The organism is Mesorhizobium sp. M1217, from assembly GCF_040318275.1.
Classification (GTDB): Bacteria; Pseudomonadota; Alphaproteobacteria; order Rhizobiales; family Rhizobiaceae; genus Mesorhizobium.
Genome location: NZ_JAMYMA010000012.1, coordinates 22,486 through 35,514, shown reverse-complemented (window position 1 = coordinate 35,514; position 13,029 = coordinate 22,486). Strand labels below are relative to the sequence as shown.

13 protein-coding genes are annotated in these 13,029 nt (G+C 64.5%); 6 read left to right on the top strand and 7 right to left on the bottom strand.

Annotated features, from left to right (window positions below):
• Nucleotide 1: 1 nt before the first annotated feature.
• A complete protein-coding gene (gene phnH, locus NKH37_RS20545; protein WP_352592790.1) occupies nucleotides 2–613 on the bottom strand; it encodes a phosphonate C-P lyase system protein PhnH in 612 nt (203 codons plus the stop codon).
• Entirely contained in the window at nucleotides 613–1,074 is a 462-nt protein-coding gene (gene phnG, locus NKH37_RS20540; RefSeq protein ID WP_352789293.1) for a phosphonate C-P lyase system protein PhnG, read from the bottom strand. Before phnG ends, phnH begins: the two co-directional genes overlap by 1 nt.
• A gap of 134 nt (nucleotides 1,075–1,208) precedes the next feature.
• Between phnG and phnF the strand changes: the two genes are divergently transcribed.
• Entirely contained in the window at nucleotides 1,209–1,952 is a 744-nt protein-coding gene (gene phnF / locus NKH37_RS20535) for a phosphonate metabolism transcriptional regulator PhnF (protein WP_352918481.1), read from the top strand.
• Between the two features lie 18 nt (nucleotides 1,953–1,970).
• Here phnF and NKH37_RS20530 read toward each other — a convergent pair whose 3' ends face one another.
• The 5 genes from NKH37_RS20530 to NKH37_RS20510 form a co-directional block, all read right to left on the bottom strand.
• Nucleotides 1,971–2,987, bottom strand: a complete 1,017-nt coding sequence (locus NKH37_RS20530; protein ID WP_353005918.1) for a zinc-binding alcohol dehydrogenase family protein — start codon at nucleotides 2,985–2,987, stop codon at nucleotides 1,971–1,973.
• A gap of 69 nt (nucleotides 2,988–3,056) precedes the next feature.
• Entirely contained in the window at nucleotides 3,057–4,022 is a 966-nt protein-coding gene (locus NKH37_RS20525; RefSeq protein WP_352483622.1) for an ABC transporter permease, read from the bottom strand.
• Nucleotides 4,019–5,572, bottom strand: coding sequence for a sugar ABC transporter ATP-binding protein (locus NKH37_RS20520; RefSeq protein WP_352592779.1), 1,554 nt, complete (start codon nucleotides 5,570–5,572; stop codon nucleotides 4,019–4,021). Before NKH37_RS20520 ends, NKH37_RS20525 begins: the two co-directional genes overlap by 4 nt.
• Nucleotides 5,573–5,675: 103 nt before the next feature.
• Nucleotides 5,676–6,671, bottom strand: a complete 996-nt coding sequence (locus NKH37_RS20515; RefSeq protein WP_023721963.1) for an ABC transporter substrate-binding protein — start codon at nucleotides 6,669–6,671, stop codon at nucleotides 5,676–5,678.
• 332 nt (nucleotides 6,672–7,003) lie between these two features.
• Entirely contained in the window at nucleotides 7,004–8,509 is a 1,506-nt protein-coding gene (locus tag NKH37_RS20510) for a UxaA family hydrolase (RefSeq protein ID WP_352642651.1), read from the bottom strand.
• Nucleotides 8,510–8,763: 254 nt separating this feature from the next.
• Between NKH37_RS20510 and NKH37_RS20505 the strand changes: the two genes are divergently transcribed.
• The 5 genes from NKH37_RS20505 (at nucleotide 8,764) to NKH37_RS20485 (ending at nucleotide 13,012) form a co-directional block, all read left to right on the top strand.
• Complete coding sequence (locus NKH37_RS20505) at nucleotides 8,764–9,666, top strand: GntR family transcriptional regulator (protein ID WP_352483619.1); 903 nt, start codon at nucleotides 8,764–8,766, stop codon at nucleotides 9,664–9,666.
• A 119-nt stretch (nucleotides 9,667–9,785) separates the two neighbouring features.
• Nucleotides 9,786–10,142, top strand: coding sequence for a DUF2946 family protein (locus NKH37_RS20500; RefSeq protein ID WP_352483618.1), 357 nt, complete (start codon nucleotides 9,786–9,788; stop codon nucleotides 10,140–10,142).
• Nucleotides 10,143–10,241: 99 nt separating this feature from the next.
• Nucleotides 10,242–10,778 carry a copper chaperone PCu(A)C gene (locus tag NKH37_RS20495; RefSeq protein ID WP_353005917.1) on the top strand — a complete coding sequence of 179 codons (537 nt, stop codon included), beginning with the start codon at nucleotides 10,242–10,244 and terminating at the stop codon, nucleotides 10,776–10,778.
• A gap of 25 nt (nucleotides 10,779–10,803) precedes the next feature.
• Nucleotides 10,804–11,322: a YcnI family copper-binding membrane protein gene (locus tag NKH37_RS20490; protein WP_023721958.1), complete on the top strand. Its 519-nt coding sequence runs from the start codon at nucleotides 10,804–10,806 to the stop codon at nucleotides 11,320–11,322.
• 52 nt (nucleotides 11,323–11,374) lie between these two features.
• Nucleotides 11,375–13,012: a copper resistance CopC/CopD family protein gene (locus tag NKH37_RS20485; protein ID WP_502895928.1), complete on the top strand. Its 1,638-nt coding sequence runs from the start codon at nucleotides 11,375–11,377 to the stop codon at nucleotides 13,010–13,012.
• Nucleotides 13,013–13,029 lie beyond the last annotated feature (17 nt).

Below are 13,029 nucleotides of genomic sequence, written 5' to 3'. Positions count from 1 at the left end.
CCTACGCCTCCATCGTCTTAATGCGCGTCGTGCGCGGCAGGCAGGCAATTGCGTCGGACGTGGCGAGGATGATGTCGACACCCCGCGGAAAGCGCTGATTGTTCTGCTTCCATTGCTCGACGAAATGACGCGGCATTTGCGCCGGCGCGATCGTCGCCGTCTTCTCGATGCCCGGGCCTTCGAGCAGCAGCGGAGCGCCGGAGACGAGATCGCCGACCTCAAGGATCAGCGTCGTCGAACGATCGGGATAATCCTGGGTGCCTTGCGAAAACCCGTCGAGCGCCATCATCTCGGCCGGCGTGGCAATCAGCGCGAAATGCGCGTCGGCCGGGGTGTTGGCCAGCGGCGCGCCGGTATGGAAGCCAAGCCAGGATTTCACCGCCGCCGACCCCTGCAAAGCCGGGTCGAGCCAGAGCGGCGTGTCGTTGTCGCACAGCGCCAGAGCAATGGCGCCGGCGATGGCCGACAGCGGCGCCGGGGGGTGGGCGAGGGCCGGCAGCGGCTGCACGCTGCCCGGCCGCGCCATCGCGTCCATGACGGCGCGGAATACGGTCTGCGCGTTGAATACCGGATCGGCGAAGCCGCCCTCAATGGATTGAGTGGCGATGTCCATCAGTCTTCCCCGCGTACCATGGTGAAGAAATCGACCTTGGTCGCCGCCGTCTCTGCGCGGCGCTGGTCACGCGCCTTGGCCAGTGCGGCTTGCAAGGGCGCGACGATCCTGGTCTCGACCTCGTTGCGGTGGGCCGGATCCTGCCAGAGCGCGTCGGCGATTGCCGCCAGCCTTGCCTTCTGCTTGTCGCGACCAAGCGCGTAGCAGTGGCCGACATGGCCGGACGCAAGCCGCACCGTGGCGCGGGTGACCGTCGCCTCGCCGACATTGAACGGCGCGCCGCCACCGCCAATGCGGCCGCGCACGGTCACCAGGCCGGCTTCGGGGCCACGTAGAAGTTCTGCTTCGCAAGGCAGGCCGGCTTCGTCCCAGAGGCGGACAATGTCGTCGCCGGCCGATTGCGCCAGCGTCGCCATTACGGCCTTGCGCTCGGCCTGCTCTCGCGCTTCCTGTCCTCGCATGGCCGGTGCTCCTCGTTCGCGTGCATTTGTCTATTGATATAGACAACTATACAAATGATATCTATTATCTAGCGCGTGTCTATGACGTGTACGTGACACGGGCCAAAAGGTCGGCGCAAAGATTGGGGCGGGAAATGATCGGGCAAGCCAACAGCATCGAGCGGCGCAGCGGTGTCGCGCTATGGCGGCAGATCGCCGACCAGATCCTGCACTCGATCGCCGTCGGCGATTTTCCCGAGAATGCCGCGCTGCCGCCGGAGGTGGCACTTGCCGAACGCTATGGCGTCAACCGCCATACGGTGCGCAGCGCTATCGCAGCGCTGGTGCAGGAGGGTGTGCTCAAGGCGGAGCAAGGGCGTGGCACCTTCGTGCTGTCGCGAAAGCGGCTGTCCTATCCGATCGGCGCCCGCACCCGCTTTTCCGAGGGATTGCAAGGACAGGCGTCAGAGCGGCATATCACCTTGCTCGCGTCGTCGGTGGAGCCGGCCAACCGTCGTGTCGCAGAGGGCTTAGGCCTTGCGAAGGGGGCTGATGTGATACGCCTGGAAACGCGCGGCGAAGCCGATGGAATGCCGGTGTCCCGCGCTGCCGGCTGGTTCGATGCCAGGCGCTTTGCCGGCATCGATGCCGCTATGGCAGAAACCGGTTCGATCACGGCATCGCTGGCACGTTTCGGCATCGACGACTATCTCCGGCAATCGACCGTGCTGTCGGCGCGCCATGCCGATGCCGCCGACCTTGCCGACCTCGACCTGCAGCCCGGCGCCATCGTGCTGGTGACGGTCGCCGTCAACGTCACGCCCGACGGTCAGCCGATCCAGTTTTCGGAGTCGCGCTTCCCGGCCGAGCGGATCGAACTCAAACTGTCGGCGCTTTGAGACGCGGCTATCGTTGTGTCATCCGACCTGGATGACCGCCTTGATCAGCCCGGATTTCTCATGTGCCCAGCGGGCGAGGTCGCGCGGCGTCTCGCCAAGCATGGTGCGGTGGGTGACTAGCTTTGCCAGCGGCACCGCACCGTTGCGGATTGAAGCGGCGACATGGTCGAAATCGGCGCGCAGAGCGTTGCGGCTGCCGATCAGCATCATCTCGCGCTTGTGGAATTCGGGATCGGAAAAGGCGATGTCGTCCTTGACGACGCTGACCAGCACCAGCGTGCCGCCATGCGCGACATGGGCGAAGGCCGACTGCACCGACTGGGTGTTGCCGGTGGCGTCGAAGACCGCGTCAAAACCATCGCCGTCGGTCGCCTGCCGCACCAGATCAGCGGCGGCGCCCTGCGAGCCGTTGAGGGTCGCGAAGCCGAGTTCGCTTTCGGCGAAACCCAGCCTCTCGGCACTCATGTCGAGCAGCGTCACGTCGAGCCCGGCGATGCGGGCGAACAGCGCCGTGCCGAGCCCGATCGGGCCGGCGCCGATGACCAGGGTACGCGCGCCCGATTGAGCCAGCGAGCGCCGCACCGCATGCGCCCCGATCGCCAGGAATTCGACGGCGGCCGCATCGGCCAGCGACAGGCCGTTTGCCGGATAAAGATTTTGCTCCGGCACCAGGATCTGCTCGCACATGGCGCCGTCGCGATGGACGCCGAGCACCTCGATCCTGACGCAGCAATTCGGCTTGCCTTGCCGGCAGGCGATGCATTTGCCGCAGGCGAGATAGGGATTGACGATCACCGCTTCGCCTATTGCCAGATCGACGCCTTGGCCGGTCTCCAGCACGGTCCCCGAGACTTCATGGCCCATGATGCGGGGATAGGCGAGGAACGGGTGCTTGCCTTCAAAAATGTGATAATCGGTGCCGCAGATGCCGACATGACTGACCGCGACCAGCGCCCAGCCCGAGGGCGGCGCGCCAGGCGCCGGGCGATCTTCGAGCACAAGTTCGCCGGGCGAGCGGCAGACGACGGCTTTCATGCTTCAATCCAGTCGGTTCATGGCACCGCCGGCTCTGCTGTTGCGAGGCCGGCGGCTGTTAGGGGCGATCTATTTGCCGCGGCGGCGCAGCCCGTCGAAATAGACGATGACGATGATCAGCACGCCGGTGATGATGCGCTGCCAGAAGGCGTTGACGTTGAGCAGATTGGCGCCGTTGTTGATGGTGGCAAGGATGAAGGCGCCGAGCAGCGGCCCGTGCACGGAGCCGACAGCGCCGAACAGCGACGTGCCGCCGATCACCGAAGAAGCGATCGCCTGCAATTCCCAGCCCTCGGCCTGCGTCGGATTGCCGATGCCGATGCGCGACGCGAGCAGCACGCCGACGAAGGCCGCACACAGCCCCGACAATGTATAGGCCATGTAGATTGTGCGCTGGACGTTGACGCCCGACAGACGCGATGCCTCGGCGTTGGAGCCGACCGAGAACAGGTAGCGGCCCCAGCGGCTGTGGTGCAGGAAGATGTAGGCCGGAATGCCGACCAGGATCACCATCCAGAACAGATTGGGGACGCCGACGAAGGAACTGCGCGAGAACGTCTGGAAGGCGTCGTTGTTGATCGAGATCGAGTTGCCGTTGGTCATCAACAGGCCGATGCCACGCAGCGAGGTCAGCGTCGCCAGGGTGATGATGAAGGGTGGCAAGCCCATCTTGACGATGCCGAAGCCATGGAACATGCCAATGGCGACGCCGACCAGCAAGGTAATCAGGATGGCTAGGAAAACCGGTGTGCCGGCGTTGATCAGCATCGCGACGATGACGGTGGCGAAGCCGACAACGGCGCCGACGGAAAGGTCGATGCCGCCGGTGATGATGACGAAGGTCTGGCCGACCGCCAGGATGGCGATCATCGACCCTTGCCGCAACAGGTTCGAGATGTTGTTGGCCGAGGCGAAGCTCGGCGTCGCCACCGACAAGATGATCCACAAAAGAACCAGCAGTGCCAGCAGTGTCAGCCCGAACAGGGCGTTGTAGTTGCGTTTCGGCCTTTCGGCAGCGATCGCCTCGGTGCTCATATCCGTCCTCCCGGTCTTTCTTGTTTCTCGGCCAGCGCCTGGGTGAGGATCTCCTCGTGGTCAGCGGTACGAAACCCATGAGTGGCCACTAGCTTGCCGCGCCGGAACACATGCAGCGTGTCGGCGAGCTCATAGACCTCGGGCAGGTAGGACGAGATCAGGATGATGCCGGCGCCCTTGGATAGCAGCGCGCCAAACAGGCGGTAGATCTCGGCCTTGGTGCCGACATCGACGCCGACGGTCGGCTCGTCGAAGATGAACAGCTTGGCGCCGTGCGCGAGCCATTTGCCGATGACGATCTTCTGCTGATTGCCGCCGGACAGGCTGGAGGCCAGCGCACTTCGCGTCGGCGTCTTGATGCGCAGGTCGGCGATCTGGCGATCGGCCTGGGCTTTTTCTTGCGCACGGGAGATCAGCAGATTGCTCGAGATGCGCTTGTAGATCGGCAGATTGAGGTTGAGCCCGACCGGCAGGTTGAGGCAGAGGCCCTGGTCGCGGCGGCTTTCCGGGGCCAGCGCCATGCCGAGCCTGATCGCGTCGTGTTCTGAATTGACCTTGACCTCCTTGCCCTCCCAGAGGATCTGGCCGCCCGATTTGCGGTGTCGGCCATAGAGCGTGGTGACGAACTCGCTGCGGCCGGCGCCGATCAGGCCGTAGAGGCCGACGATCTCGCCGGCGCGGACGGACATCGAGACATTTTCGAAACCCTTGCCGGAGAGGTTCCTGGTTTCTACAAGCATCGCGCCCGGGGTGAAATGCTCCTTGTGGTAGACCTGCTCGATCGAGCGGTTGATCATCATCTTGACCAGCTCGGCGTCATTGGTCTCGGCGATATTCCTGGTGCCGACCAGCGTGCCGTCGCGCAGCACCGAGACGCGGTCGGCGAGCTCGAACACTTCTTCCATGCGATGGCTGATGTAGATGATGGTGACGCCTTCGCCCTTCAGCCGGCGGATCAGCGTGAACAGCTGGTCGGCCTCCTTGCGGGTGAGGTAGGCGGTCGGTTCGTCGAAAATCAGGAATTTGGTGCCGCGCACGGTGGCGCGGGCGGCGGCGATCAACTGCTGCTGACCGATGGTCAGGTCACCCAGCATGACATGCGCCGGCAGGTCGAAGCCGAGATCGTCGATGATCTTCTGCGCCTGCCTGACCATAGCCCGCTGCTGCAGGATGCCGAAACGGGAATCCTCCTCGCCGAGGAACATGTTGGCGGCGACGGTGAGATGGCGGCACAGGACGACTTCCTGATGCACGGCATTGATGCCGAGCGCCATCGCCTCATGCGGCGTCGCCAATGCGGCAGGCTTGCCCTCCCAGATGACGTCGCCGGAGGTGCGCGGCATGACGCCGGTCAGAAGCTTGATCAGGGTGGATTTGCCGGCGCCGTTCTCGCCGACGATGGCGTGGATTTCGCCGGCCTTGAAGGCGAGGTCGACCGGCTTCAGCGCGTGAGTGCCGGGATAGCGCTTTTCCAGCCCGCGGAGTTCGAGGATGGTCCTGCCCGGTTCAAGCGTTGGAGCCGGATGGAGTTCCTGCGCCGTCGACATCATGACAATCCTCCCAGATTGGCCCCCAAAGATTGGCCTCGCGATTGGCACGAGTGGGATGTTTCCGGGGCGAAAAGGCCCCGGAAACAGTTCACAGCGGCGATGCTCAGTCGAGCTTCGGGTTGAGCAGCGCGTCGATCTTCGGATCCTTCATGTTGGCCTTGGTAACCAGGTTGGCGCCGGTGTCGACATTGGCTTCGACCTTCTCGCCCTTCGAGGCGGCAAGCGCCGTCTTGATGCCGTCATAGCCCATCCGGTACGGATCCTGGACGACGAGCGCCGAAATGACGCCGTCATTGAGGAACTTGATCAGCTTCTCGTCGCTGTCGAAGCCGACCAGCCCGACCTTGCCTGCGAGGCTGTTCTCGGCGATCGCCTGACCGACGCCCTGCGCCATGATCAGGTTGGAGGCGAAGATGCCCTTGAGGTTGGGGTTGGCGGTGATCAGGTCGGTGGCGATGTTGAGGCCGGTGGTGGCCTGGCCGTCGGCGTATTTGTCGGCGACCAGCTTGAGGCCGGGATATTTGGCGGCGAGCTGTTCCTTAAAACCCTGGGCGCGCTGTTCGAGCGAGCCGGCGCCCGGAAGCGCGGTGATCAGGGCGACGTCGCCCTCGACCTTGCCGCCATTGGCTTCGCCGATGGCTGCGGCAAGGCCGTCAGCGGCGACGCGGCCGCCCTGAATGTTGTCGGTGGTCAGGAACGAGGTGAAGGCCTTGGAGTCGGCACCGGAGTCGATACCGATGATCTTGACCTTGGTGGCGGCCTCGTCGATCGGCTTGCCGAGCGCCTTGGCTTCGGTCGGCGCGATGACGACGGCGGCCGGGTTGCCGGCGACGGCATTTTCGAGGATCGAGATCTGGCCGTTGACGTCGGTCTCGGCCTGGGCGCCGAGCTCCGGCACGTTGACGCCCAGGTCCTTGCCGGCCTTGCGGGCGCCGGCCAGAACGATCTGCCAGTAGAAGGACGTGGTGTCCTTGACGATGATCGGAATGGTCACGTCGGCCGCGGATGCCGGGGCCGAATGCATCACGCCGGCAAGCATCGAGGCGGCTGTGAGTGCCACGAAGGCGCGGCGATTGAGAATGCTGGTCACGAATTTCATTAGGAGTCCTCCCTAAGTCGCCCGGTGAATGTTATGGAAGCTCCATTCGGATGGCGCGGCCGAAACGGAACTTTATCAATAAAAAACATTTACCGCATTTTGATAGTGCATCAACTCAGTCGGCGCAAGCGCTGTTTGATGCCTGCCTCGGATGGCTGGGCGGAAGAGTTCTTTCTGTCGGAACTCCGCTGCCAATCTCCTCCAATATCCCGCATGGAATATTAATTCCATCACTCAGTCAATATGGAATGTTCATTCTTTTTTTGGGAGTGTACGAACTGCGACACCTGGCGATCACGTCAGGTGTTCGCGACTGTCGCGAGCGGTCCGGCTTAGAGCGTCGCGCCGAGGTGCCAAGGCACGAACTCGTTGTCGCCGTAGCCGAATTCCTCGCTCTTGGTCTTGCGGCCCGAAGCTGTCTCGACGATCAGTTCGAAGATCTCGCGGCCCATGCCGGCAATGGTCTTTTCGCCCGAGGCGATGACGCCGCAATTCACGTCCATGTCCTCTTCCATGGTGTGGTACATGGTCGAGTTGCTGGCGACCTTGATCGACGGCGTCGGCCGGCAGCCGAAGCAGGAGCCGCGGCCGGTGGTGAAGACGATGACGTTCGCGCCACCCGCCACCTGGCCGGTGGCCGAGACCGGGTCGTAGCCGGGCGTGTCCATGAACACCAGCCCGTGCCCGGTGACCTTTTCGGCATAGCCGAAGACGCCGTTGAGCGGCGTCTGGCCGCCCTTGGCGACCGCGCCGAGCGACTTTTCCAGGATGGTGGTCAGGCCGCCGCGCTTGTTGCCCGGCGAGGGATTGTTGTCGATGGATGCGCCATGCTTGGCGACATGGTCTTCCCACCATTTCACGTAGCCGTCGAGCTTGGCGGCGATCTCGGGAGTTGCGGCGCGATAGGCAAGCAGGTGCTCGGCGCCGTAGATCTCCGTCGTTTCGGAGAGGATGCCGACGCCGCCGACGCCGGCCAAAATGTCGACGGCCGCACCCAGCGCCGGGTTGGCAGTGATGCCGGACATGCCGTCGGAGCCGCCGCATTGCAGGCCGACGACGATCTCGCTGACCGGGATCGGCTCACGCTGAAGCTTGCCGACCTCTTCGGCGATCTCGGCCAGCACGACCAGCGCCTTCTCGACCGATTTGCGCGAGCCGCCGGCTTCCTGGATGTTGAAATGGCGTTTTCCCGCGGCGACGCCCTTCTGGCCATAGAGGGTGAGCTGGTTGACCTCGCAGCCGAGCCCGACCATCAGCACGCCGCCGAAATTCGGATGACGTGCATAGCCGGCCAGCGTACGGTGCAGCACCATCATGCCATCGCCGGTGGCGCTCATGCCGCAGCCCTGGCCGTGGACGATCGGGACGAAGCCGTCGATGCCGGGATATTGCGGCAGAAGCGTGCGGTTCGCCGCGTCGGCGATGGCATGGCAGACGGTGGCCGAGCAATTGACGCTGGCGAGAATGCCGATGAAGTTGCGCGTGCCGGCACGGCCGTCGGCACGGCGGTAGCCCATGAAGGTGCGGGCGCGGTCGGCCTCGGTCGCGTGCACGGCCTCGCTCGGCGGCACCACCGGCAAACGCCCGCTTTCGAAGACCAGATTGTGCGAATGGACATGCTCGCCGGGCGCGATATCCTGCGTGGCACGGCCGATTGCCTGGGCGTATTTGACCACGGCTTCGCCGGCGGCAATCGGCTTGATCGCCACCTTGTGGCCCGGCTCGATCAGCGCGGCGGCGGCGGCGCCGCCCGGCAGTACGGTGCCGATCTCGATGCGGCCATTGGCGACCGCGACATTGTCGGCGGGAGACAGAAGAATGCTGTTTGCGGCGTTCACGGGAGCTTCCTGGGTATGTTCCTGGGTGCGCGCGGATTGACACGCGGCTCTTAACATATAATGTCTTTTATCGTGAAAAAACATTTTTGCGTCAATTGTTTTTTCGCCAGAGCGCGACGCGTCTTTTGGATGCGCGACGTAGGCTCTACAACCAAAACTAGCGTTGCGCATGATGTTTTCCGAAGCGATTCCGATTTCATGCGCGAGAAAAGCTTCACGCCGGCCGCAAACGCCGGCGCGCCACGGGGCAGGGGATGTCGAAGAGCAACAACGTATACAAGGACGCCTATAATCGCGGTCTTAGGCTGCTCGACGAAACCAGGAGCCTGCCTTCGGAGCCGGAGCTGGGCACGCTGCTCGGCGTCAGCCGCACGACCGTCCGCACCATCCTTGCCCGCATGGAAGAGACCGGGCTGATCGATTGGAACAAGCGCAGCAAGACGGTTCTGCGCGAGCCGCGGCCGGACGATTTTTTTCCCGAGGAAGAGACCGACACGCTGGCCGAGATCATCGAACGCTCCTTCATGCGGCGGCTGCTTGCCGGTGGCGCCGAGGCCGGCATGCAGATCAACGAACTCGAACTGGCGCGCGAGATCGGCGTCGGCACCACCAGCGTGCGCGAATTCCTGATCCGCTTCTCGCGCTTCGGCCTGATCGAGAAGCGCCGCAACAGTCATTGGGTGCTGAAAGGCTTTACCCGCGCCTTCGCGCTGGAGCTGACCGAAATCCGCGAGATGTTCGAACTGCGCTCGGCCGCCGCCTTTGCCGCTCTGCCCGAGGACAGCCCGGTCTGGGCCGACCTCGACAGCCTGGAAGACGAGCATCGCCTGCTGGCGCGCGAGATCGCTGTACGCTTCAACGCGTTCTCCGAGCTCGACGAGCGCTTTCACCGGCTGATCCACCGCGCCTCGCACAACCGCTTCATCGTCGATTTCTACGACGTCATCGCCATGATCTTCCACTACCACTACCAGTGGAACAAGGCGCAGGAGCGCGAGCGCAACGAAGTCGCGGTCCAGGAGCATCTCGCCTATATCGCCGCGCTCAAATCGCGCGATCTCGCCAAGGTCGACGCCGCCTGCCGCAAGCACCTGAAATCGGCCCGCCACACGCTGCTGACGTCGATCCCGGAGGGCAGGCAGCCGCTGCGCGCGTGATTGTGTTGCGTTGCCGCAGCAACGTTTTGGCGATTTTCCGGCCGCCGGCTCCGTGCTAGAGAGCTGACGTTGCTGCGTGAAGAGGCTGGTTCTTGACCATACGCCGGAGACGATGGAGCATGCCGGTCGCGTTCGCCGCGGCCTGGCTTTTCGTGCTCCAGTCGATGTTCGGCGCGTTTGCTTCCGGCATCGAGCCGAACGCCTCGCAATTCGATGCTTTCGGCAACACGATCTGCACCCATGACGGTGCGGCGCAACTTCCGGCCGGGGATCCGCATCAGCAGCACATGCCGGCTTGCTGCATGCTTGGCTGCAACCTCGTTTCGGCGGTCTACGCGCCGCCCGATGCCACCGGGAGCCTGTCTCGCAGCCCTTCCGTCGAAACCATCGCCTTTTTCCTGCCGGCCTTCCGGCATCGCGATTTCGCCCGCGCCCGCACTCCGTCCAATCCGCGCGCACCACCGGCGACGGCCTGATCCGTTCTGGTTTGCGCCGCGCACACCCTTGGCCGGCGCGTTTATCGACATCGTTCGCGACCGGCATCGGCGCGATCTCTTAAAATCCACGGAGCAATCATGTCTCACTCTTTTCGCGCTGCCGCATCCAGCCGCAGGCGCTTCTCACTGGGTAGTTTCGAGCAGCGTCTCGGCGTCGCCCTTTGCGTTCTTGCCCTCCTGTTCGCCAACGCCCAGACGGTGTTGGCACATGAGTTCAAGCTTGGCGGTCTCGAGATCGGGCACCCCTGGTCGCGCGCCACGCCAGCCGGCGCCAAGGTAGCCGGCGGCTACTTCACCATCACCAACACCGGCAGTGCGCCGGATCGCCTGCTGTCGATCACCTCCGACATTTCGGTTAAGGCCGAACTGCACGAGATGTGCGTCAGCAATGGCGTCATGACCATGCGGCCGGTCACCGGCGGCCTCGAAATCCCGGCCGGCGGCAAGGTCGCGCTGGCGCCTAAGGGCTATCATTTGATGTTCATGGATTTGAAGCGGCGGCCCAAGGAGGGCGAAATGTTCTCCGCCACGCTGACCTTCGAGAAAGCCGGGCCCGTGCAGATTGAATTCGCCGTGCAAGGCATCGGCAGTGCGGCACCCCAGGACGACGACTGACTTGGCCGCTTCGAGAGGTACCATCATGAAGAAATCTCTTTTGCCCGGCTGCGTGCTTCTTGTTCTCGGGACCAGCGCGGCCTTCGCCCACATCACGCTCGAAACGCCGGAGGCGGCGGTCGGCTCGACCTACAAGGCGGTTCTTCGGGTGCCGCATGGCTGCGAGGGCAAGGCAACGACCGCCTTGCGCGTGCAGATCCCGGAAGGGGTGCTCTCGGTCAAACCGATGCCGAAGCCGGGCTGGACGCTGCAGGTCAAGAACGGCAAATACGAGAAGTCCTACCAGCTCTACGGCCAGGCAGTGACCAGCGGCGTCAAGGAGGTCGACTGGAGCGCCGGCAGCCTGCCGGACGAATTCTACGACGAATTCGTCTTTCGCACGACACTGGCGTCCGACCTGCCGGCAGGCCAGACGCTGCATTTCCCGGTGGTGCAGGAATGTGACGGCGTCGCCGATCGCTGGATTGAAATTCCGGCGGTCGGGCAGGCTGAGGACGCGCTGGAATTTCCGGCGCCCGGCCTCAAGCTGCTGCCGAAGAAGTGAGCTCCAGCGGCGCGCTTTGGCGGATGAGCGCGCCGCTGCTCTTGGCGGTGAGATGAGCGCGGCATCCTTCCTGCGGCGAGCTTGCATGGCCGGCAACCATTCTGGCCGGCTTGTGGCTGGCCTGCTCGCCGCCATCGTGCTGCTCGCCGTAATTGCCATGCCTGATCCGGCCTTCGCCCATGCGGCGCTGATCAAGGCCGAGCCGGCTGACGGTGCGGTGCTGGCGCAGAGCCCGTCGCAGATGTCGCTGACCTTCAGCGAGCCGGTTTCGCCGCTGGTGCTGACGCTGGTGCGGCCCGACGGCACGGCGGTCCCGCTGAGCTCTTTCCAGCTCAGCGGCCAGACCGTCGAGATCGACAATCCGCAGGCGCTGACATCCGGCACGCATGTGCTGAGCTGGCGAGTGATCTCCGCCGACGGGCATCCGGTCGGCGGCTCGGTGCTGTTCTCGGTCGGCGCACCGAGTGCTGCGCCGGCCGCCTCCGAAGCCGTCGACCGGGTGCTTCGAACGGCGATCTGGATCGGCAAGATTTTTCTATATATCGGCCTGTTTTTCGGCGTCGGGGGTGCCTTTGCGCTGGCCTGGCTGGCGCAAGGCGGGCGATCCGGCCAGCGCCTGATCGTCGCGGCAATCCTGTGCGGGCTGGCCGCCGCACCGCTGTCGCTCGGCCTGCAGGGGCTGGATGCGCTTGGCGCGCCGCTTGCCCGGCTGGCGCAGCCGGTCATCTGGCAGACCGGGCTGGGCACCAGCTTCGGCTGGACGGTGCTGATCGCGCTGATGGCGCTCGGCCTCAGCCTATTATCGCTGGTCGTGCCGCCCGCCGACGCAAGGCCGCTCGCCTTGGCCGGACTGGCTGGCGTCGGCGCAGCACTTGCCGCCAGCGGGCATGCCAGTGCCGCCGAGCCGCAATGGCTGACCAGGCCGATGGTGTTTCTGCACGGAACTGGTATCGCCGTCTGGGCCGGGGCGCTGGCGCCGCTTGGTCTTGCCTTGAAACGGCAGCCGGCCAAAGCCGGGCCGTTGCTGCGACGGTTTTCGCGAGCGATCCTGTTCGTCGTGGCCGTGCTTGCGGCAGCCGGCATCGTGCTCGCCGTCATCCAGGTGCAAACGCCGTCGGCGCTGGTCCACACCGCTTATGGCCGGCTGCTGCTGCTCAAGCTCGTGCTGCTCGTCTTTCTGTTCACGCTCGCCGCCGTCAACCGCTTCAAGCTCACGGCCTCGGCCGAGGCAGGAAATACGGAAGTCCAGCGGCGGCTGGCCCGCTCGATCGGCATCGAGGTGCTGATCGTGGTGGCGATCTTCGGAGTTGGCGCCGGCTGGCGCTTCACGCCGCCGCCGCGGGCGCTGGCAATCGCCGCGGCACAGCCGGCATCGGTGCATATCCACACGCAGCAAGCGATGGCCGATCTCAGCATTGCGCCCGGCCACACCGGACCTGTTGCTGCTTCGATCTTCATCATGAGCGGCGATTTCGGCCCGCTCGACGCCAAGCAGGTGACGCTGGTGCTGTCAAAGCCCGATTCCGGCATCGAGCCGATAAAACGCCCTGCGACGAAGCCCGGCGACGGCACCTGGCGCGTCGACGATCTCGTCATTCCGGTCGCCGGCCGGTGGACAGCGCGGCTCGATATCCTGGTCTCGGATTTCGAGATGGTGAAGATCGAAGCGCCGATCGATATCCGGCCATGAAGACGGCGCTGGTCTGC

Bases quoted from the DNA above. Each gene is read 5' to 3' on its own strand.
- phnG (WP_352789293.1), bottom strand. From the start codon at position 1,074: ATGCGAGGACAGGAAGCGCGAGAGCAGGCCGAGCGCAAGGCCGTAATG.
- NKH37_RS20515 (WP_023721963.1), bottom strand. From the start codon at position 6,671: ATGAAATTCGTGACCAGCATTCTCAATCGCCGCGCCTTCGTGGCACTC.
- NKH37_RS20495 (WP_353005917.1), top strand. From the start codon at position 10,242: ATGTCTCACTCTTTTCGCGCTGCCGCATCCAGCCGCAGGCGCTTCTCA.
- NKH37_RS20505 (WP_352483619.1), top strand. From the start codon at position 8,764: ATGTCGAAGAGCAACAACGTATACAAGGACGCCTATAATCGCGGTCTT.
- phnH (WP_352592790.1), bottom strand. From the start codon at position 613: ATGGACATCGCCACTCAATCCATTGAGGGCGGCTTCGCCGATCCGGTA.
- NKH37_RS20490 (WP_023721958.1), top strand. From the start codon at position 10,804: ATGAAGAAATCTCTTTTGCCCGGCTGCGTGCTTCTTGTTCTCGGGACC.
- NKH37_RS20530 (WP_353005918.1), bottom strand. From the start codon at position 2,987: ATGAAAGCCGTCGTCTGCCGCTCGCCCGGCGAACTTGTGCTCGAAGAT.
- NKH37_RS20525 (WP_352483622.1), bottom strand. From the start codon at position 4,022: ATGAGCACCGAGGCGATCGCTGCCGAAAGGCCGAAACGCAACTACAAC.
- NKH37_RS20520 (WP_352592779.1), bottom strand. From the start codon at position 5,572: ATGATGTCGACGGCGCAGGAACTCCATCCGGCTCCAACGCTTGAACCG.
- NKH37_RS20500 (WP_352483618.1), top strand. From the start codon at position 9,786: ATGCCGGTCGCGTTCGCCGCGGCCTGGCTTTTCGTGCTCCAGTCGATG.
- NKH37_RS20485 (WP_502895928.1), top strand. From the start codon at position 11,375: ATGAGCGCGGCATCCTTCCTGCGGCGAGCTTGCATGGCCGGCAACCAT.
- phnF (WP_352918481.1), top strand. From the start codon at position 1,209: ATGATCGGGCAAGCCAACAGCATCGAGCGGCGCAGCGGTGTCGCGCTA.